General features: G+C 51.1%; 12 protein-coding genes. 9 read left to right on the top strand and 3 right to left on the bottom strand.

Annotated features, from left to right (window positions below; genetic code table 11):
* Positions 1 to 230: 230 nt before the first annotated feature.
* Positions 231 to 3,020, top strand: coding sequence for a TonB-dependent receptor (locus tag ACO0LL_RS23235; RefSeq protein ID WP_422953191.1), 2,790 nt, complete (start codon positions 231 to 233; stop codon positions 3,018 to 3,020).
* 232 nt (positions 3,021 to 3,252) lie between these two features.
* Positions 3,253 to 4,056, top strand: coding sequence for an acyl-CoA thioesterase (locus ACO0LL_RS23230; protein ID WP_422953190.1), 804 nt, complete (start codon positions 3,253 to 3,255; stop codon positions 4,054 to 4,056).
* Positions 4,057 to 4,090: 34 nt separating this feature from the next.
* Here the strand turns inward: ACO0LL_RS23230 and ACO0LL_RS23225 are convergent, their stop codons facing one another.
* Both ACO0LL_RS23225 and ACO0LL_RS23220 read right to left on the bottom strand, forming a co-directional pair.
* Positions 4,091 to 4,624 carry a hypothetical protein gene (locus ACO0LL_RS23225; protein WP_422953189.1) on the bottom strand — a complete coding sequence of 178 codons (534 nt, stop codon included), beginning with the start codon at positions 4,622 to 4,624 and terminating at the stop codon, positions 4,091 to 4,093.
* Positions 4,625 to 4,697: 73 nt separating this feature from the next.
* Positions 4,698 to 5,363 carry a glutathione S-transferase family protein gene (locus ACO0LL_RS23220; protein WP_422953188.1) on the bottom strand — a complete coding sequence of 222 codons (666 nt, stop codon included), beginning with the start codon at positions 5,361 to 5,363 and terminating at the stop codon, positions 4,698 to 4,700.
* Between the two features lie 230 nt (positions 5,364 to 5,593).
* Here ACO0LL_RS23220 and aceE point away from each other — a divergent pair, with 230 nt between their 5' ends.
* From aceE to ACO0LL_RS23200, 4 genes are all read left to right on the top strand, one after another.
* Positions 5,594 to 8,290, top strand: coding sequence for a pyruvate dehydrogenase (acetyl-transferring), homodimeric type (aceE, locus tag ACO0LL_RS23215; protein ID WP_422953187.1), 2,697 nt, complete (start codon positions 5,594 to 5,596; stop codon positions 8,288 to 8,290).
* A 121-nt stretch (positions 8,291 to 8,411) separates the two neighbouring features.
* Positions 8,412 to 9,764 carry a dihydrolipoyllysine-residue acetyltransferase gene (gene aceF, locus ACO0LL_RS23210; RefSeq protein ID WP_422953186.1) on the top strand — a complete coding sequence of 451 codons (1,353 nt, stop codon included), beginning with the start codon at positions 8,412 to 8,414 and terminating at the stop codon, positions 9,762 to 9,764.
* Between the two features lie 14 nt (positions 9,765 to 9,778).
* Positions 9,779 to 11,911, top strand: coding sequence for a dihydrolipoyl dehydrogenase (gene lpdA / locus ACO0LL_RS23205; RefSeq protein ID WP_422953185.1), 2,133 nt, complete (start codon positions 9,779 to 9,781; stop codon positions 11,909 to 11,911).
* A 207-nt stretch (positions 11,912 to 12,118) separates the two neighbouring features.
* Positions 12,119 to 15,013 (top strand): M16 family metallopeptidase, encoded by a 2,895-nt coding sequence (locus tag ACO0LL_RS23200; RefSeq protein WP_422953184.1) that lies wholly within the window; start codon positions 12,119 to 12,121, stop codon positions 15,011 to 15,013.
* Positions 15,014 to 15,098: 85 nt separating this feature from the next.
* On the opposite strand, the gene ACO0LL_RS23195 is transcribed toward ACO0LL_RS23200, so the two are convergent.
* The gene (locus ACO0LL_RS23195) at positions 15,099 to 16,148 is read right to left on the bottom strand and encodes an SAM-dependent methyltransferase (protein ID WP_422953183.1); all 1,050 of its coding nucleotides are present in this window, start codon (positions 16,146 to 16,148) and stop codon (positions 15,099 to 15,101) included.
* A gap of 300 nt (positions 16,149 to 16,448) precedes the next feature.
* On the opposite strand from ACO0LL_RS23195, the gene ACO0LL_RS23190 reads away from it, so the two are divergent.
* From ACO0LL_RS23190 to ACO0LL_RS23180, 3 genes are all read left to right on the top strand, one after another.
* Entirely contained in the window at positions 16,449 to 17,555 is a 1,107-nt protein-coding gene (locus ACO0LL_RS23190) for an HD-GYP domain-containing protein (RefSeq protein WP_422953182.1), read from the top strand.
* 21 nt (positions 17,556 to 17,576) lie between these two features.
* Positions 17,577 to 18,125, top strand: a complete 549-nt coding sequence (locus ACO0LL_RS23185) for a GNAT family N-acetyltransferase (RefSeq protein WP_422953181.1) — start codon at positions 17,577 to 17,579, stop codon at positions 18,123 to 18,125.
* Between the two features lie 150 nt (positions 18,126 to 18,275).
* Positions 18,276 to 19,253, top strand: a complete 978-nt coding sequence (locus tag ACO0LL_RS23180) for a GGDEF domain-containing protein (RefSeq protein ID WP_422953180.1) — start codon at positions 18,276 to 18,278, stop codon at positions 19,251 to 19,253.
* The last annotated feature ends 5 nt before the right edge of the window (positions 19,254 to 19,258 follow it).

The raw sequence follows: 19,258 nt of genomic DNA, 5'->3' as shown, positions 1-19,258 counted from the left end.
CAATTTTCAGTTTTGAATTACCTTTATGTAAGTCTTTTGTGTCAATTGGTTATGGAATTGTATCGCTTTGTTGTTTTCTGTCCGCATTCTCTGCGTATTCATTGACTTCAAATTTCAAGAATGGCTTCATACATATTGTGAAAATTAATTTTCAAAATATTTTTCATCGTGGTTGATTGCTTGGCTTCGCCGCGATGTAACACCAGAAACAAACCCCCTAGGAGAGAGATATGCTGAAGGAAAAGGTAATTTCAAGATCGCTGCGCGTGATGTTTTCAGGCGGCTTGATGATGACAGCAGGTATGCTGGCACAACCTGCATTTGCGCAGGATGACGCCAAGATACAGCGCGTAGAAGTAACAGGTACCAGTATCAAACGTGCTGAAGCTGAAACTGCATCGCCGATACAAATCATCAGCCGTGCAGATATCGACAAGTCTGGTAAGACGACCGTTGCCGAATACCTGCAAACACTGACTTCCGATGGCGCCGGTTCTTTGCCAACCAGCTTCGGTAATGGTTTTGCTGCAGGTTCTACAGCCATCTCTCTGCGTGGCCTGGGCGCCACTTCCACACTGGTATTGCTGAATGGCCGCCGCATGGCGCAGTTTGGCCGTGCTGATGATGGTCAAAAAGCATTTACAGATATCTCCACTATCCCTATGGAAGTGGTTGAGCGTATCGAAATCCTGAAAGATGGCGCTTCTTCCATCTACGGTGCTGATGCGATTGCCGGTGTCGTCAATATCATTCTCAAAAAGAACTATGAAGGCATCACTGTCAGCGCGACTGCAGGCACTTCCGGTTCCCGCGATGCCAACCAGATCAAAGGCTCTATCACTGCCGGTTTTGGTAACCTGGACAAAGACAAATACAACATCATCCTCAATGCCGAGGCTTATAAATCCAATGAGTTGATGAATAGTCAGCGTTCTGACCGCGACTGGATAGGCACAGGCGACTGGCGTCGCTGGGGTTACCCTATGGTGACTGTGGGCTCTTTCACTTCCGGTTACATCGCTGGTAACAACAGCGCGCAACCAAATCCTGCCGGTTCCCTGCGCGACCCCAAGACACTGAACTACGTGTCCCTGCCAGGTTGCTCTACTTTGTCGGCAACAAAAAATCAGGACCCGAATGGTGGCTGTCTGTGGTACGCAGATCAGTTCCGTACCATGCTGCCACAAATCGACGGTGTGAACCTGTTTGCCCGTGGTACATGGCAGTTGAATGATGATTTGCAAGCCTATGCTGAATTTGGTTATTCCCAGCGCAAGGCAGCGTTCACAGTAACGCCACCTTCTACATCTGCCAACGTGTTCTTCCCTTCAAATGCTACCAATTTGAACGGTAACATCAACTACGGCAACACCATTCTGATGTCGGCTTCGCATCCGCAAAATCCGTATGGTGCTGATGTTCGTCTGCGTTATTCCATGTTTGACGTCGGTGCTAATCGCCGTATTGCTGACAACTCCTTCTACCGCGCCGTTGCAGGTTTGAAAGGTACGATGGCTGGTTGGGATTTCGATACCGCTATTTTGCATTCTGAATCCAAGCTGCATCTGGATTACACCAACACCATCAACATGGCTGTGTTGAAGGCTGCTCTGGGCGATCCTAAGAGCCCATACTTCCCATACTACATAGGTACTCAGGCCAGCAAAAACAATCCGGCTTTGTATGCAGCCATGGTCAAGACAGCGACTATCGATGCGCCTACCAAAATGGACATCATCGACTTCAAGGCTTCCCGTGAATTGTTCGCTTTGCCGGGCGGTATGATGGGTCTGGCGGTCGGTGCTGAATACCGCCGTGAATCCTATGACATGCCTTCGCTGGACGGCAGCAAAGATGGTTCCATCAATGCCAGCTATGTAGCGGCTAAGGGCGATGAAACAGTATCTGCGATCTATGCTGAGTTGCTGGCTCCGGTCATCAAGTCTCTTGAATTGTCCGGCGCGCTGCGTTACGACAAATATTCTCACTTCTCTTCTGTGACACCAAAAGTCGGTGCCAAATGGACACCAGTGAAGACATTTGCTCTGCGCGGTACTTATTCTGAAGGCTTCCGTGCACCAAGTGCTCCTGAATCTGGTACAGAAAGCTTCAGTGCAGGTACGGCTTCCGTCCGTGATCCAGTACGCTGCCCTAACGGCACACCATTGCCAGGCGCACAGGCTTCTGATTGCGCTGCAACTTTCACAGGCTTCAAAGTTGGTAACCCTAACCTGCAGCCAGAAAAATCCAAAGGTTACACTTTGGGTATGGTCTGGGATCCATTGCCAGACACAAGCTTCGCGATTGACGCATGGAAGATTCGTCGTAATAACGAAATCAACTCCATGTCCTTCCAGCAAGCAGCTGCCTTGCCAGGCGTATTGCGTCAGGATAACAACCTGACCATCAACGGCGTGGTGACACCAGGTACAGGTACCATCATCGGTGGAGCAGCTCCTTATGCGAACTCCAGCTACACTGAAGTCAAGGGCGTGGATCTGAACGCCAAACAGCGTATCAATCTGGGTGAATACGGCAAACTGACTGCTGACGTCAACTGGACACACGTTAATTCCTGGTTGCGTGTTGATGGTGCTGTACAACATCAATATGCCGGTACTCATGGTAACTGCGATACTTCAAACTGCGCAGGTACACCAAAAGACAAAGTCAACTTTGTACTGGGTTGGGACAAAGGTCCATTGAACATCACGGGCGTAGTCAGCTATCGTGGTTCCATGAAAAACATCCCTGAAGAAGGCCAGCCTTGCGCTAACAAGTTTGCTGACGGCACTGATGCGCCAGCAGGTTGCACACTGGCTTCCTTCACGACTCTGGATGTGTCTTTCCGCTACAAAGCAATGAAAAACCTGGAAGTCTTCGGTTCCATTGCCAATCTGTTTGACAAGGTTGCACCACTGGATCCTTTGACTTACGGTGCTATGGGCTTCAACCCTATGGATGGCAGCGGCGCAATCGGCCGTTACTTCAAAGTTGGCCTGAAATATCAATTCAAATAATCCCTGGTTACACAGGTTCACAACTCAGCCTGGCTGAGTTGCGCTGAATAAGCGATAAAGGGCGATGAGTAATCATCGCCCTTTTTTTCTTTGCGACGGCGAATGTGCTGTTGACTATACCAAGCTGCCTGGCAAGAAAGTATTTGGCATATCTATTAAAATGAATATCGAACGGCAATGTTTTCTCAATAGTTGTTACAAGAAATCCGTCACCATCTACATAAAGAGACTTATGCATCCTTTTGACAAAGCCATAACACTGAAATTGATGGATGATGGTCGCTTCCGCGGTCAGACCAGTCCTGACTATGCCAATATGATAGGGCCGTTTGGTGGCACGACAGCAGCCAGTCTGTTGCAAGCGGCAATGCAGCATGAGTCCAGGATAGGTGATCCGATTGCGTTGACGGTTAACTTTGCCGCAGCACTGGCGGATGGAGACTTCGATATTTCATGCCGGCCTGTTCGCACCAATCGTTCGACCCAGCATTGGTCCTTGGAGTTGATACAGGCAGGCGAAGTCGCGGCAAGTGCCAGTGCCGTTTTTGCGTTGCGTCGTGACACATGGTCTGCGCCCGAGGCCGTACCACCAGAGATGCCGTCTGCGCATACACTGGCACCTCTGCCTTCAGGTGCTAGTGTGAAATGGGTTTCCCGCTACGAAATGCGTTTTGAGCGCGGTGGTTTGCCGGTACATCAGGATAGTGAGATGCAAAATAACTCTGAGACACGGATGTGGATACGTGATGAACCAGCCCGCCCTCTGGATTTTGTTTCACTTGCCGCACTATGCGACAGTTTCTTCCCCAGAATTTTTGTTCGCCGTCGCAAGTTTGTGCCTATGGGCACGGTTTCTTTGACGACGTATTTTCATGCAGATGCTGCATTGCTGCTAAAGCAGGGCGACAGGCCAGTGCTTGGTGTGGCCCAGGCCAAGAGTTTTCGTAACGGCTATTTTGACCAGGCTGCTGAGATATGGAGTGATGATGGTCAGTTGCTTGCGAATAGCAATCAGATTGTGTATTACAGGGAATAAACTGGCAGGAATGGGATGGAAAAAAACTGGCTCATCAATCAACAAACGTTTCCCAGATGACGCTGCTGATGCGGGTATTTGCTGAACAAAAGCTGACGCTGGTTTGCATTCCTTCAGAGAAGTAGATCTGGCAGCCGCTTGCATCAATGGAAGAGGCGGGCCCTAGTTTTTTCGCAATGTCCTTGCTTGCACTGCCAACTCTCAAACCTGGCGGGAGAGGCCAGTCAGCCCTGCTGACGGTGATTTTGGCAAAATAATATGATGCTGGTTTGGTCTCAGGGTAGATGGCCACTACTTGTAAGCCATTGAGTTGCATCTCCCTCCATACCTGTTTTTGATCATTGCTTTCCCCTGCACCCTGATTGATGATGTGGAATTTTTCTTTGCCGCAGCGGGATGTAAGAAGCTGGCAGCGCTTGCCAGCCTGTTTTTCAAATGCCTGAATGAAATTTTCTGCGGCGGCAGAGATTGCTTGCGTTTCTGCAAAGACGGGGCTGACCGGGGATGTGGCCAGCAGGCAGACGATCAACATCATGCGGCTGAACACCGGTATGTGTTTTCTTATCATGCTGAGCGTAGGGGGCGATGGCGTAAAAATGTGTTTTGGCTGGCACGTGCCTGCAATACAGTGGCAATCCACATCACGCGTTTCTGTTTTGATCCGCCATCGCAAAATGCGCCATCTGGTCAGCATGCGCTTTAATGAAAGCCGGGCGGGCAGTAGCGCGGGCAACATAGTCACGGCAGGCCGGGTGTTGTGCCAGTCGATCGAAGCGGTGTAACAGGCGTAATACATCCACCATCATGATGTCAGCGATTGAGAAACTACCGGCCAGCCATGTGCGTGTTGCCAGTACGGTTTCCATATGCTTTAGCCTGGCAGCAAGAAAACCATCAAGACATTGCCATTCTGGCGTATCTTTATTGTAGCCAGAGAATGCAAAGACAGACCAGGGCAGGCTGGCTGCTTCTACGGAATTGAGGGCGGCGAACAGCCATTCTGTCGCCTCGGCCCGGCCGCGTGCATCGGTGGGCGTCAGCGCTCCGCTGCGGGCTTCGGGATGATTGCTAAGGTGCAGCAGGATGGCACCACTCTCGAAAATCGATATATCCCCATCAGTCAGCCAGGGCACCTGGCCGAAGGGCTGATGCGCGAAATGTTCTGCATCGCGCTTGCCAAATGGTACGCTCTCTACACGATAGAGCAGGTTAGCCTCTCCCAAGGCCCAGCGCACCCGCAGGTCGCGCACATAGCCACGTGGTGTTTCTGGTACCCAATCGAAGGTGGTGAGGATAAGGTTGGCCATTGATACTCCTTTGTTTTGGGCTGATTTGGATTATATGATTGTTTTGCTATGGAAATATGACATAAAAATGCTGCGTCGCAGCTTAAATTTCATAATGTGAAAACATATATCGCTATTTGAAAAATTAAAAAGTCCTGTTAAAATGCTTGCGAGAATAAAAAACTAGCCGTAATTTGTCGATTCGCCCACGCGCGTTTCATCCAAGCGCGCAATAACAGGAGACCCACTCTATGTCACCCAAGATAGACCAGGTGCTGGCCCAGGCCGTAAATGATCCAGATGTAGTTGAAACAAATGAGTGGCTCGATGCGCTCGAATCCGTCATAGAGGCCGAAGGCCCTGAGCGCGCACATTATCTGATGGAGCGCATGGTAGATCTGGCGCGCCGCCGTGGTGCCCATATCCCGTTTTCCAGCAATACAGCCTATGTGAATACCATTCCGGCTGACCAGGGTGAACATTGCCCTGGTAACCTGGAAATTGAAGAGCGCCTGCGCTCTTATATGCGCTGGAATGCCATGGCCATGGTGGTCAAGGCTAACCGTGTTGATGGCGACCTTGGTGGTCACCTGTCCAGCTTTGCCTCGCTGGCAAACATGCTGGGCATAGGCTTCAACCATTTCTGGCATGCGCCGACGGAAGATCACGGTGGCGACCTGTTGTATATCCAAGGCCATTCTTCTCCTGGTATCTATGCACGCGCCTTCCTCGAAGGCCGTCTGACTGAAGACCAGTTGCTTCACTTCCGCCGTGAAGTCGATGGCAAGGGTCTGTCTTCTTATCCGCATCCAAAACTGATGCCTGATTTCTGGCAATTCCCTACGGTATCGATGGGTCTGGGCCCTTTGATGGCGATTTATCAGGCTCGTTTCCTGAAATATTTGCACGCTCGCGGTATTGCTGACACTGAAAAACGTAAGGTCTGGGCCTTCTGTGGTGATGGCGAGATGGATGAACCAGAATCCATGGGCGCAATCGGCATGGCTGGTCGTGAACAGCTCGACAACCTGGTGATGGTTGTCAACTGTAATCTGCAACGCCTGGACGGCCCGGTACGTGGAAATGGCAAGATCATCCAGGAACTGGAATCTGATTTCCGTGGTGCTGGCTGGAATGTCGTCAAAGTCATCTGGGGCAGCGGCTGGGATGAATTGCTGGCGAAAGACAAAGACGGCATCCTGCAAAAAGTGATGATGGAAACCGTTGATGGTGAATACCAGAATTACAAAGCCAAGGATGGTGCCTATGTACGCAGCCACTTCTTTGGCAAGCATCCAAAATTGCTGGAAATGGTCAGCAAAATGTCGGATGACGACATCTGGCGCCTGACCCGTGGTGGCCATGACCCACACAAGATTTATGCTGCATTCAAAGTCGCCCAGGAAAACAAGGGCCAGCCTACCGTCATTCTGGCGAAGAGTATCAAGGGCTTTGGCTTTGGCAAATCCGGCGAAGCACGCAACACTGCGCACAATACCAAGAAGCTCGACGATGAAGCCATCAAGGCCATGCGTGACCGCTTCCAGTTGCCGATTGCGGATGCTGAACTGCCAGCAATCCCATTCTTCAAACCGGCTGACGACACGCCAGAAATGCAATACCTGCATGCGCGCCGTAAAGAACTCGGTGGCTACCTGCCGCAACGTCGTCAAAAAGCCGACGAGGCTTTGGTGGTGCCAGAACTGACAGCCTTCCAGGCCATGCTGGAACCAACTGCGGAAGGCCGTGAAATTTCCACGACAGCCGCTTATGTGCGTATCCTGACAGCCTTGCTGCGCGACGCCAGCCTGGGTCAGCGCGTGGTGCCTATCATGGTGGATGAATCCCGTACTTTTGGTATGGAAGGTCTGTTCCGTCAGATCGGTATCTTTAGCCAGGTGGGTCAGTTGTATGAACCGGTCGATAAAGACCAGGTCATGTACTACCGCGAAGACAAGGCCGGTCAGATTTTGCAAGAGGGTATCAATGAAGCCGGTGGTATGAGTTCATGGATCGCTGCGGCGACTTCCTACTCGACCAATAACCGCGTCATGATCCCGTTCTATACCTATTACTCTATGTTTGGTCTGCAGCGTATCGGCGATCTGGCCTGGGCTGCTGGCGATATGCGCGCACGTGGCTTCCTGCTTGGTGGTACTGCCGGTCGCACGACACTGAATGGCGAAGGCTTGCAGCATGAAGATGGTCACAGCCATGTACTGGCATCCACCATCCCTAACTGTATTCCTTACGACCCGACCTTCGCGCACGAAGTGGCAGTCATCATGCATGACGGCCTGCGCCGCATGGTGACCGATCAGGAGGATGTGTTCTACTACATCACCCTGATGAATGAAAACTATAGCCACCCGGGTTTGAAGGCCGGTCAGGAAGAGGGCATTATCAAGGGCCTGTACCAGTTGCAAAAATCAGAGCAAACCACCAAGCACCGCGTGCAGCTGATGGGCTCTGGCACAATCTTGCGTGAAGTTATTGCCGGTGCTGAGTTGCTGCAAAACGACTGGGGTATCGCTGCTGATGTCTGGTCTGCACCTTCATTCACTTTGCTGGCCCGTGACGGCCAGGATGCTGAACGCTGGAATATGCTACACCCGACTGCAGAACCACGCGTACCTTACATCGCTCAATGCCTGAAAGACACGGCTGGCCCTATCGTTGTCGCAACCGATTATATGCGCACCTTTGCTGAACAGGTACGTGCGTTCATACCTAAAAACCGTAGCTATAAAGTGTTGGGTACAGATGGTTTTGGCCGTTCTGATTCTCGCGCCAAACTGCGTGAGTTCTTTGAGGTCAATCGTTACTTCGTCGTCATCGCTGCCTTGAAAACACTGGCTGATGAAGGTGCCTTGTCTGCTTCCGTGGTAGCGCAGGCAATTGCCAAATACGGTATCGATGCAGATAAACCTAATCCGGTTACTGTGTAATTTTACGTCTGACACCCACTAACATTTCCTGTCTCTCTCATTTTAGAGAGACAGGATGAGCGTGAAGCCAGAGTAAAAAACTGGCTTCACCCCAACCGCCCTGTGACAACGCAGGGCGACAATGGAGAAAACTATGAGTAGCGTAGAAGTCAAAGTACCGGATATTGGTGATTTCAAGGAAGTTGAAGTCATTGAGCTGATGGTCAAAGTCGGCGACACCATCAAGGTTGATCAGTCACTGATCACCGTAGAATCAGATAAAGCCAGCATGGAGATTCCATCCAGCCATGCCGGTGTGGTTACAGAAATTAAAGTCAAGGTCGGCGACAAGGTTGCTGAAGGTTCTTTGCTGGTCGTGGTTGATGCTGCGGCAAGTGCAGCGGCACCGGCGGCGGCACCTACGGCACCTGCGCCTGCGGCTGCTCCGGCAGCTCCGGCAGCAGCCCCCGCGCCAGTAGCGGCAACGCCTGCACCAGCGGCTCCAGCACCTGCTGCCGCTGGTGTAGCTGCTACGGCAGCACCGGTAGCAACAGCCAGCGCAGGCAAAGCGCACGCCTCACCATCCATACGCAAATTCGCGCGTGAACTCGGTGTTGATCTGAGTCGCGTTGCCGGTTCCGGCCAAAAAGGCCGTATCACACAAGAAGACGTACAAAACTTCGTCAAGGGCATCATGGCTGGCAGCACAGCTGTTGCTGCGGTTTCTGCTCCGGCAAAAAATGGCAGTGGTGTTGGCCTCGATGTATTGCCATGGCCATCGCTGGATTTCAGCAAGTTTGGCGCGACCACGACATCGCCTTTGTCACGCATCAAAAAACTCAGCGGCCCGAACCTGCACCGCAACTGGGTCATGATCCCGCACGTCACGCAATTTGATGAAGCCGATATCAGCGACCTCGAAGAATTCCGTAAGTCTTCGAACGAAGCCCTGGTTAAATCCGGCGTCAAACTGACGATGCTGGCTTTCGTCATCAAGGCCAGCGTTGCCGCACTCAAAAAATTCCCGGCATTTAATTCTTCGCTCGATGCGACAGGTGAAAACCTGATTCTGAAGCAGTATTACAACGTCGGCTTTGCAGCAGATACGCCGAATGGCCTGGTCGTGCCTGTCGTTAAAAACGCAGACCAGAAAACCCTGTCGCAAATCGCGGTCGAAATGGGTGAGTTGTCTGCCCAGGCACGCGATGGCAAGTTGAAACCTGCTGACATGCAGGGTGCAACCTTCACGATCTCTTCACTCGGCGGTATCGGTGGCACGGCATTCACGCCTATCATCAATGCACCTGAAGTGGCGATCCTGGGCTTGTCCAAATCCAGCATCAAACCAGTCTGGGATGGCAAGCAATTCCAGCCACGCCTGATGTTGCCTTTGTCGCTGTCGTATGACCACCGCGTCATTGACGGTGCCATGGCTGCCAAGTTCACCGCTTATCTGGCTGATGTACTGGCTGATCTGCGTAAAACCCTGCTGTGAACGGAGACCAGACTATGAGCACTATCGAAGTCAAAGTACCCGATATCGGTGATTTCAAGGAAGTTGAAGTCATAGAATTGCTGGTCAAGGTGGGTGACACCATCAAGGTTGATCAATCACTAGTGACAGTGGAATCCGACAAGGCCAGCATGGAAATCCCATCCAGCCACGCCGGTGTCATCAAGGAATTGAAAGTCAAACTCGGTGACAAGATTGCCGAAGGCAGTTTGTTGCTGGTCATAGACGCTGAAGGCGCTACGGCAAGTGCAGCGCCTGCGCAGGCCGCTCCCGCAGTTGCGGCTGCTTCAACACCGGCTCCTGCTCCTGCTGCTGCGCCCGTCGCTGCAGCACCTGCCGGACCAGTCGGCATTGTCGAAGTCAAGGTGCCTGATATTGGTGATTTCAAGGAAGTTGAAGTTATCGAAGTCATGGTCAAGGTGGGCGACAGCATCAAGGTGGATCAGTCGCTGATTACTGTCGAATCTGACAAGGCCAGTATGGAAATTCCATCCAGCCATGCCGGTACGGTAAAAGAAATCAAGGTCAAGGTCGGCGACAAGGTTGCTGAAGGCAGCTTGTTGTTGCTGGTGGAAGCCGCAGGCCAGGCAGCGTCTGCTCCCGCTGTTGCAACCACAACTGCAAGCGCCGCTGCTCCAGTTGCTCAGGCCGCACCTGCTGTCCCTGCCGCACCTGCACCAGTCGCTTCCGGTTACACCGGTAAGGTCGATGTTGAATGCGACATGATGGTCTTGGGCGCTGGTCCTGGTGGTTATTCCGCCGCCTTCCGCTCTGCTGATCTGGGCATGAATACCGTACTGGTCGAGCGTTATTCCACCCTCGGTGGTGTCTGCCTGAACGTAGGCTGTATCCCATCCAAGGCGCTGCTGCACGTGGCCGCCGTGATTGATGAAACCGCATCCATGGCAGCGCATGGCGTGACCTTTGCCAAGCCAGAAATCGATATCGATAAACTGCGTGGCTACAAGGAAGGTGTCATCAAGAAAATGACGACTGGCCTGAATGGCATGGCGAAAGCCCGCAAGGTCAATGTCGTGCAGGGCGTAGGCCAGTTCCTCAGTCCTAATCATATCGAAGTCACTGCGGCGGATGGCAGCAAAAAAACCGTGCAGTTCAAGCAGGCGATTATTGCCGCTGGCTCTTCTGTCGTGAACCTGCCGTTCGTACCGACTGACCCGCGCATTGTTGACAGCACCGGCGCGCTGGAATTGCGCCAGATACCAAAGCGTATGCTGGTCATCGGTGGCGGCATCATTGGCCTGGAAATGGCGACTGTGTATTCCACCCTGGGTTCGCGCATTGATGTCGTAGAAATGCTGGACGGCCTGATGCAGGGCGCAGACCGTGACATGGTCAAGGTCTGGCAAAAATTCAATGAAAAACGTTTTGACAACATCATGTTGAAAACCAAAACGGTTGCTGTTGAAGCTCTGCCAGAAGGCATCAAGGTCACGTTCGAAGCCGCCGAAGCTGGCGCAACAGCACCAGCACCACAAATCTATGATCTGGTACTGGTTGCAGTAGGCCGCAGCCCCAACGGCAAGAAAATTGCCGCTGACAAAGCAGGCGTGGCCGTGACTGACCGTGGCTTCATCAATGTCGACAAGCAAATGCGGACTAACGTGCCGCATATCTTTGCGATTGGTGACCTGGTTGGCCAACCCATGCTGGCACACAAGGCTGTGCATGAAGCCCACGTCGCAGCAGAAGCAGCATCCGGTGAAAAAGCCTACTTTGATGCCAGCGTGATCCCATCCGTTGCCTACACTGACCCTGAAGTCGCATGGGTAGGTATGACAGAAGATGAAGCCAAGGCCAAAGGCGTCAAGCTTGAAAAAGGCCACTTCCCATGGGCGGCTTCTGGCCGTGCAGTGGCAAATGGCCGTGACGAAGGCTTCACCAAGTTGCTGTTCGATGCAGAAACCAAACGCATCGTCGGTGGCGGCATCGTCGGCACGCATGCCGGTGACATGATAGGCGAGATCGCCCTGGCGATAGAGATGGGTGCTGATGCAGTCGATATCGGCAAAACCATCCATCCACATCCTACCTTGGGTGAATCGATAGGCATGGCGGCTGAGGTGTATAAAGGTGTCTGTACTGACTTGCCACCGCAGCGTAAAAAGTAAGTGAATTTGCTGTAAAGATAGCCCTGATGCATAAAAAGCATCAGGGCTTTTTTGTATCCATCGCCAGTGAACTCTGGTTTTCTGAACTTGTTCTGCAAACTGTAGTCAAAACGCTGCTTTTTGAGCTATCTTTGCGTGTTGGTCAAACGTAGCTCCATACAATCTGATCAAGCTCCCTTACAATAAAATATTACAGGTGGTGCAACCATGAAAACCTTTGTACGCAGCACGCTGGCCCTTGCGCTGGCAACTGCCTTTCTCCCGGCTATTTCTGTTCATGCACAGGATAAAGCTGCCCCTGCCCAAATAACTACGGCTGCCAAAGCAGCCAGACCAGGACAAAAAACCGCAGACCTGCTGCCATTTCACGCAACAGAAAAGCTTTTGCCCAATGGCCTGAAAATCATCATCGTGCCGACTGGCTTGCCTAACATCATCTCTCTGCATATCCCAGTACAGACTGGTTCGCGAAATGAGATAGAAGAGGGTAAGTCCGGTTTTGCCCATTTCTTTGAGCACATGATGTTTCGCGGCACCAAGGAAATCCCGGCAGACAAGTACAAAGACATCTTGACCGCCACGGGCGCGAGACAAAACGCGTATACCAGCGATGACCTGACCAACTATCACACGACCTTCTCCAAAGAAGACCTGGAAACCATGCTGAGGATAGAAGCAGACCGTTTCCAGAACCTGTCCTATAGCGAAGCAGACTTCAAGACAGAGTCGCGCGCAGTACTGGGTGAATACAACAAGAACAGCGCCAACCCCATCAGCAAGCTGTTTGAAGTCATGCGCGATGCGGCTTACCAGAAACATACCTACAAACACACCACGATGGGCTTTCTCAAGGACATTGAGGACATGCCCAATCAATATGCCTATTCCAAGGTTTTCTTTGACCGCTGGTACCGCCCTGAGCGCACCACCGTCATCATCGCCGGTGATGTAGAGCCACAGAAAGCTATTGCACTGGTCGAGAAATACTGGGGTAAATGGCAGCGCGGCAAGGTGCAGCCTGCTGTTCCGGCAGAACCGGCAGCGACAGGTGCGATCTATAAACATGTGCCATGGCCTAGCCCAACTTTGCCGTATGTGACAGTGGCTTTCCATGCGCCAGCTTTTTCTGAAGTTAACAAGGAACATGCCGCCCTGCGTCTGCTGCTGAACCTGTCCTTCGGTTCTACCTCAGCCCTGAACAAGCGCTTGCAGCAGGATGAGCAAAAGGTCGATCAGTTGTTTGACTTTACGCCAGACAATGTCGATCCTGGCCTGGCGACCATAGGTGCTCGCGTCAAAAAGCCGGAAGACGTAGTGTATGTGCGCGATGCCATCCTCAAAACTGTTGCTGGCATCACAGCCAAACCTCTGTCTGACAAAGAACTGGCCGACGCCAAGTCTGCACTTAAATACGGCGTGATACGCTCACTCGACAATACCGAGCAAATCGCCTCCACCCTGGTACGCTTTGTCCATTACAAGCGTTCTTACGCGACCATGAACCAGTTCTATCAGCTCATAGATAGTTTGACTCCAGCCGACTTGCAGGCAGCGGCGAAGAAATACCTGAGCGATGACAGCATGATCGTCACCACGCTGTCAAATACAGCCTTGCCTGCCGAGGTCAGCCAGTTGCCCAAGCTGGCCAGCTTTGCCGACAAGAGCACAGGCAGCAAGCTCGACATGCTGGTACAAAAATCAGCTCTGCCACAGATACGCTTCAAGCTGGTGTTCAATGCCGGTGCCGCCAATGATCCGGCAGGCAAGGAAGGTCTGGCAGCCCTGACAGCAGCCATGGTCGATGCGGCAGGTTCCAAAGAGCGCAAGATTGATGAAATCAAGAAGGCCTTGTTCCCGCTGGCAGCCAGCTTCAATGGCCTGACCGACAAGGAAATGACGACCTTCAGCGGTTCAGTCCATAAAGACAAATGGGATGATCTGATCAATATCGCCTTGCCACAATTGCTGGAACCCGGCTTCCGCGAAGAAGATTTCCGTCGTCTTAAGGATGCGCAAAAAAATGCTCTGACGCTGGATTTGAAAGACAACAACGAAGAAGAACTCGCCAAAGAACGTCTGCAAACCAATGTGTTTGCAGCATCACCCTATGCCCACCCTGTGCTCGGTACAATCAAGGGCATAGACGCGATTACGCTGGATGATGTCAAACAGTTCTGGAAACAGGCTTATACCAAAGGTGCGCTGAAGGTCGGTATTTCTGGCGATGTGACAGAAGCAATGCAGGCGTCCTTGCAACAAGCCCTGGCAAAATTGCCAGAAGGCGCAGGCATTGCGCGCATTGCCGCACCTGTGGGCAAGGTAAGCAAGGGACTGGAGGTAGAGATCATAGAAAAGAATACGCGGGCAACTGCTATCTCTTTGGGACAACCTATCACGGTGACGCGTGCGCATCCTGACTTTGCCGCCTTGTGGCTGGCCAAGACCTGGCTGGGCGAACACCGTGCCAGTTCATCCCATTTGTACCAGCGCATACGCGAAGTACGTGGCATGAATTACGGTGACTATGCGTATATCGAAGCCTTCCCAGGTGGTATGTTCCAGTTCTTCCCGACTGCCAACAGGGCGCGTCAGTCACAGTTGTTTGAAATCTGGATACGCCCGGTCGCTCCGGAAAATGCCCAGATGGCCATACGTGTTGCACTTACCGAGTTCGACAGAATGGTCAACAAGGGACTGAGCAAGGAAGAGTTCGAGATCACCCGTGCTTATCTGATGAAGAATGTTTTCATGATGACGGCTACTCAGGACCAGCAACTAGGTTATGCCATGGATTCACAATGGCACCATACGCCAGAATTCACGAAGATGATGCGTGATAACCTGAGCAAGCTGAGCCTGGCAGATGTCAATGCAGCCATCAAAAAGCATTTGTCGGCAGAAAACCTGTCTGTCGTCATCATCGCCAAAGATGCTGCCGACCTCAAGGCAAAGCTGGTGGCCGATGCTGAATCACCGATCAAATACAATTCCGACAAACCCAAGGAATTGCTGGACGAAGATCAGGTCATCGGCAAGCGCAAGCTCAACATCAAGGCTGATGCTGTCAGCATCACACCTGCAAGCAAGGTGTTTGCTGATTAAGCCAATCAGATAGCCCGATAGTTAAAAAGCCCTGCAATCCTTGAAGATTGCAGGGCTTTTTTTAATATCCGTATATTGCAAAAAATTACGCAGCTTTCTGTACGATCAAACCTATCGACGTCACTACATATTTTTCTATCTGCAGACGCAGATGTGTATCCTGTATGTAGGGTGCCATATCGACATGGCCATCTGCAAAGCCATCGCCTTCATCCCAGTCTATTTCTATATGGTGGCCTTGTGATTGCAGGGTAGTGATGATTTCTTCGATATCGCGCTTGCGGAACAAGACGGTAGCGCCAGTATCGACAGTATCATCATTGGAAGACATATTGAATTCTGTCGTGTGGACTGCGATGCCACCGGGCTTCAGGCAATGCATGGCATTGAGGACAAAATTCTTGCCATGTTCGATGGAGCCCAGATGTTCAAAGGCGCAGGATGACCACAGGAAATCGAATTTGCCATGCAGATATTCACTGATATTGTTCATGTCGGCAAATTTGAATTCGACCAGCCTGCGCAGTTCTTTTTCATCACAGAGATTACGTTGGTTGATGGCTTCAAAACCATTTGCATGTTGAGTGGAATCGACCCAGCCCTTGGCTTGTGCTTCTTCAGTGAACAAATCTGTGGCGATGATGCTGGCACCATGTGCTGCGAAGATGGCAGTCAATGGTTCAGTGCCGATAGCAAATCCCAGGCCAAGCTGGCCTTCTTGCAGCATGCCGCGCTCTTTTAATGCCTGGGTGATAAAAGCCCACTCCCAGATTTTTCTATGCATATGGCCAGGCCTGTCACCCATGCGCACCGTCCAGTATTGAAAAACTTCGGTGCGCATCAACTGTTCTGTGCACATTGATGATTTCAATAACTCCGTGCGGACGGGGGGCGGTGATTGCAGATAATCGTGAACTGGCTTGAAACCATCTTGCCACGCACGTACAGGGACAAGCGGGTCTTCAACTTCGGCGGCCACTGGTGGTGCGGGTTCAACCGGGACAACGACAGGAACCGGTACTGCTACCGGAGCTATAAATTGCTGCCGGATTTTTGCGGCCAGGCTGGATTGACGAAATTCTGTAGGAAGTACTCGCCACACCGGCAAAACCAATTTCAAGATACTGGATTTCATGAGGTAAATCTTAGCTTTAATTGAATAAACTGCACTTATGCTGTTTCCAGCCAAGTAGAGAGCTTGCTGCCATGCTTCCTATAATAACAATTGATTTGCCAGTCTGACTATTAAATTTTTCAATTGACACAGTCATCACTTAATTGCAAGCAGCTAACAGTAGATAAAGTAATCAAGACGCTGAGATTTTGCAGATATCCCTGATAAAAACTTAATTTAATTCATGGGCGCCATATAGGAAGCCTGCTTTGAACTATAATTTTTAGTAATATTGACCTAAGACAATCAGGAAAGCCCAAGATGAATACAGCCAGTAGTGTCGATAGTTTCACTTGTCCTGAATTTCTTGCCATGGAACGCAGCATCATCGATGACTTTGTCGATTGCACGCGTGAAGCTTGTGAAGAGGCTGAGGCCTGTGTCAAAGAGCTCAATAACCAGGGCGGTACGGCCTATGTACACCGCCTGTTCCGCGCTATGCATTCGCTCAAGGGCAATTGCCAGATGGTGGGGCTGATTCCCTTTGTTGAGTTATTGCACAGGCTGGAAGAGATCGTTGCCAGGGTCAGGGCAGAGCAAGACCCTTATTTTCGTGAGCTGGGTGAGTTTTTGCTGCTGGCCATTGATGAGGTCGAGGATTTGCTCAATGACCTGATCGCCAATGGAAGTACCAGCGATGTCAGGCGCAAGAAACTGTATGAACTATGTGATGCCTTGCAAAAAACCGTTGGTGGTGGCTTTCAGGCTCAGCAATTCAAGGACGCGATTGCGGCACTGGATGGCAAAGTCGCCAATAAGGAAAATGTCGCCAAGGTACCGCGTGTGTTGCTGGAATTATCAGATGACATGGCAATGATGTACAAGTTTGCCCAGCAAATCGATAATCTCAGCATCTATAGAAAAAATCGCAGTGAACAAGCGGCACAATTAACAGAGGCACTGAATGAGGCCCTGGGTTTGCCAGTCAATGCGCAGCAATTGAAGGCTGCTTCCTTGATGCATGATATTGGCATGGGATTTATACCGCACAGCATCTTCAATAAGGAAGCCGGTTTATCCAGGGAAGAATTAAAAATCGTGCAGGAGCATGTGGTGACGGCCAGCCAGATTCTTTTGCGCTTCGGCGGCTGGGATGAGGCTGCGCGCATAGTGCTGGATCATCATGAGCGCTATGACGGTTCAGGTTACCCAAATGGCTTGAAAGCTGAACAGATACATCCTGGCGCACGCATACTGGCGATAGTCGATACTTTCTGTTCAGTCACCAACGAACGTTCTGACCGCAGCTACAAACGCAGTTTGCTGAGTGCTATTTCCGAGATCAATGCCAATATTGAAAGCCAGTTTGATCCTGCCATGGTAGAGATGTTCAATGATGTAGTGCGCAAACTGATCGCCAGGCAATAATTCTTTAAGCTTGCAGACAGTATGCAGATAAGTAAAGTACCTGAAATTTCACACAAGGATGTTCGCTTACGTAGCATACGCCGCAGTGATGCAGCAGCCTGGTATGACTATCTCAAAAATCCAGATGTGATCAGACATACCAGTTGGAATCTTAGTGCAGCGGCAGATCTGTTACCGCAGTTCGATGCATATGAAAGCGCTGCACCTGATACCCCTATTCGTCTGGCCATCGTCAGCAAGGAAGAAGACAGGTTGCTAGGTACGGTCGGTTTTCATACCATTTCCGGTATTAACCGTAGTGCAGAACTTGCCTATGACCTGGCACCAGAATACTGGGGCAAGGGCGTCATGCAAGCTGCGGCAATGGCACTGCTTGAATGGGGTTTCTGGCAGGCTGGCTATAACCGCATCCAGGCGACTGTGCTGGAAACCAACTCCCATTCCATACAACTGCTGGAACGCATGGGCTTTGAACGCGAAGGTTATCTGCGGGCTTTCCGCATGGTGCGCGGTACCCCTGGTAATTTCTGGATGTATGCATGTTTGCATCCTGATATTGCCGGCAGATAAACAAATCTTTACGGCGACATGACAAGATTTAACAAGACTGTTTTTTTCATGCAAAGCCTGTTGCATAGTGTTGGACATATGCTTGTCGCTTGAGTTAGGCTGGCATTGAACAGATCCCTGCCTTGCAGGGGCAATAGCCGGGAAAACAGCATGTTGTTAAAACGCTCAAAAGAAGAAGTAGTCTTGCTCATGCTTTGCGGCCTGAGCATACCGAGCATCCTCCCTTTTGGTATAGTGCGTCTGTTCCAGGGTAATTTTTTAATGGCGACAGTCGATCTGTTGATCGTGCTGGGCATGTTGTGCATCATTGTTTTTGTCTGGCGCACGCGCAAGGTACGTCTGGCAGGTATTGCCGTGACGGTGTTTTACTCCATGGGCATGCTGGCCGCAGTGTATGTCAAGGGCGTGCCTATCGCATATTGGGTGTATCCCACGATGATCGCTGCCTTCTTTATACTCAGGGCGAAAGAAGCACTGATCATCAATAGCGTTTCATTGATCGTGCTGGTCGTGATCTTGCGTAATGCCATGCTGTTGCTGGATTTGTCCAGCCTGGTTGTCACGCTGGTGTTGATCAATCTGTTTTCTTATATTTTCTCTGACCGCACCAGCCTCCAGCATTTTGAACTGAACCAGCAAGCAGAAAAAGACTTTTTAACCGGGGCTGGCAACCGCCGTGCGTTTGACAAACAGCTACAGACTATCTGCGCCAAGGATGAAGTACATACCGATGTTTGCATCCTGATACTTGATCTTGACCACTTCAAAAAAATCAATGACCAGTTTGGTCATATGGTGGGTGACCAGGTCCTCATACAGTTTTGCGCACTGCTGCGTTCACGCATACGCACGGCAGACTGTTTCTTCCGCTATGGCGGTGAGGAGTTTGTTGTCATTGCCATGGGGGCAGATGATATTGCCGCAGCCAGGTTTGCCGAGGAATTGCGCACCCTGGTAGAAAAGGCGCAATTGCTGCGTGATTATCCGGTTACTGTATCCATAGGGGTGGCAAAGAAAATCGCAGGGGAAGATGGCCAGGCATGGTTCCAGCGTGCTGATACCATGCTTTATGAAGCAAAACTGGCCGGGCGCAATGCCGTGCGCGTGGCTGGCAATGACAACGTTTGAACTAC

The sequence above is a fragment of the Undibacterium sp. TC4M20W genome (assembly GCF_049340245.1).
GTDB lineage: Bacteria > Pseudomonadota > Gammaproteobacteria > Burkholderiales > Burkholderiaceae_D > Undibacterium.
The sequence above is the reverse complement of the archived record's forward strand: the minus strand, read 5'-3'. Positions and strand labels throughout refer to the sequence as shown.

Bases quoted from the DNA above. Each gene is read 5' to 3' on its own strand.
- ACO0LL_RS23235 (WP_422953191.1), top strand. From the start codon at position 231: ATGCTGAAGGAAAAGGTAATTTCAAGATCGCTGCGCGTGATGTTTTCA.
- ACO0LL_RS23230 (WP_422953190.1), top strand. From the start codon at position 3,253: ATGCATCCTTTTGACAAAGCCATAACACTGAAATTGATGGATGATGGT.
- ACO0LL_RS23225 (WP_422953189.1), bottom strand. From the start codon at position 4,624: ATGATAAGAAAACACATACCGGTGTTCAGCCGCATGATGTTGATCGTC.
- ACO0LL_RS23220 (WP_422953188.1), bottom strand. From the start codon at position 5,363: ATGGCCAACCTTATCCTCACCACCTTCGATTGGGTACCAGAAACACCA.
- aceE (WP_422953187.1), top strand. From the start codon at position 5,594: ATGTCACCCAAGATAGACCAGGTGCTGGCCCAGGCCGTAAATGATCCA.
- aceF (WP_422953186.1), top strand. From the start codon at position 8,412: ATGGAGAAAACTATGAGTAGCGTAGAAGTCAAAGTACCGGATATTGGT.
- lpdA (WP_422953185.1), top strand. From the start codon at position 9,779: ATGAGCACTATCGAAGTCAAAGTACCCGATATCGGTGATTTCAAGGAA.
- ACO0LL_RS23200 (WP_422953184.1), top strand. From the start codon at position 12,119: ATGAAAACCTTTGTACGCAGCACGCTGGCCCTTGCGCTGGCAACTGCC.
- ACO0LL_RS23195 (WP_422953183.1), bottom strand. From the start codon at position 16,148: ATGAAATCCAGTATCTTGAAATTGGTTTTGCCGGTGTGGCGAGTACTT.
- ACO0LL_RS23190 (WP_422953182.1), top strand. From the start codon at position 16,449: ATGAATACAGCCAGTAGTGTCGATAGTTTCACTTGTCCTGAATTTCTT.
- ACO0LL_RS23185 (WP_422953181.1), top strand. From the start codon at position 17,577: ATGCAGATAAGTAAAGTACCTGAAATTTCACACAAGGATGTTCGCTTA.
- ACO0LL_RS23180 (WP_422953180.1), top strand. From the start codon at position 18,276: ATGTTGTTAAAACGCTCAAAAGAAGAAGTAGTCTTGCTCATGCTTTGC.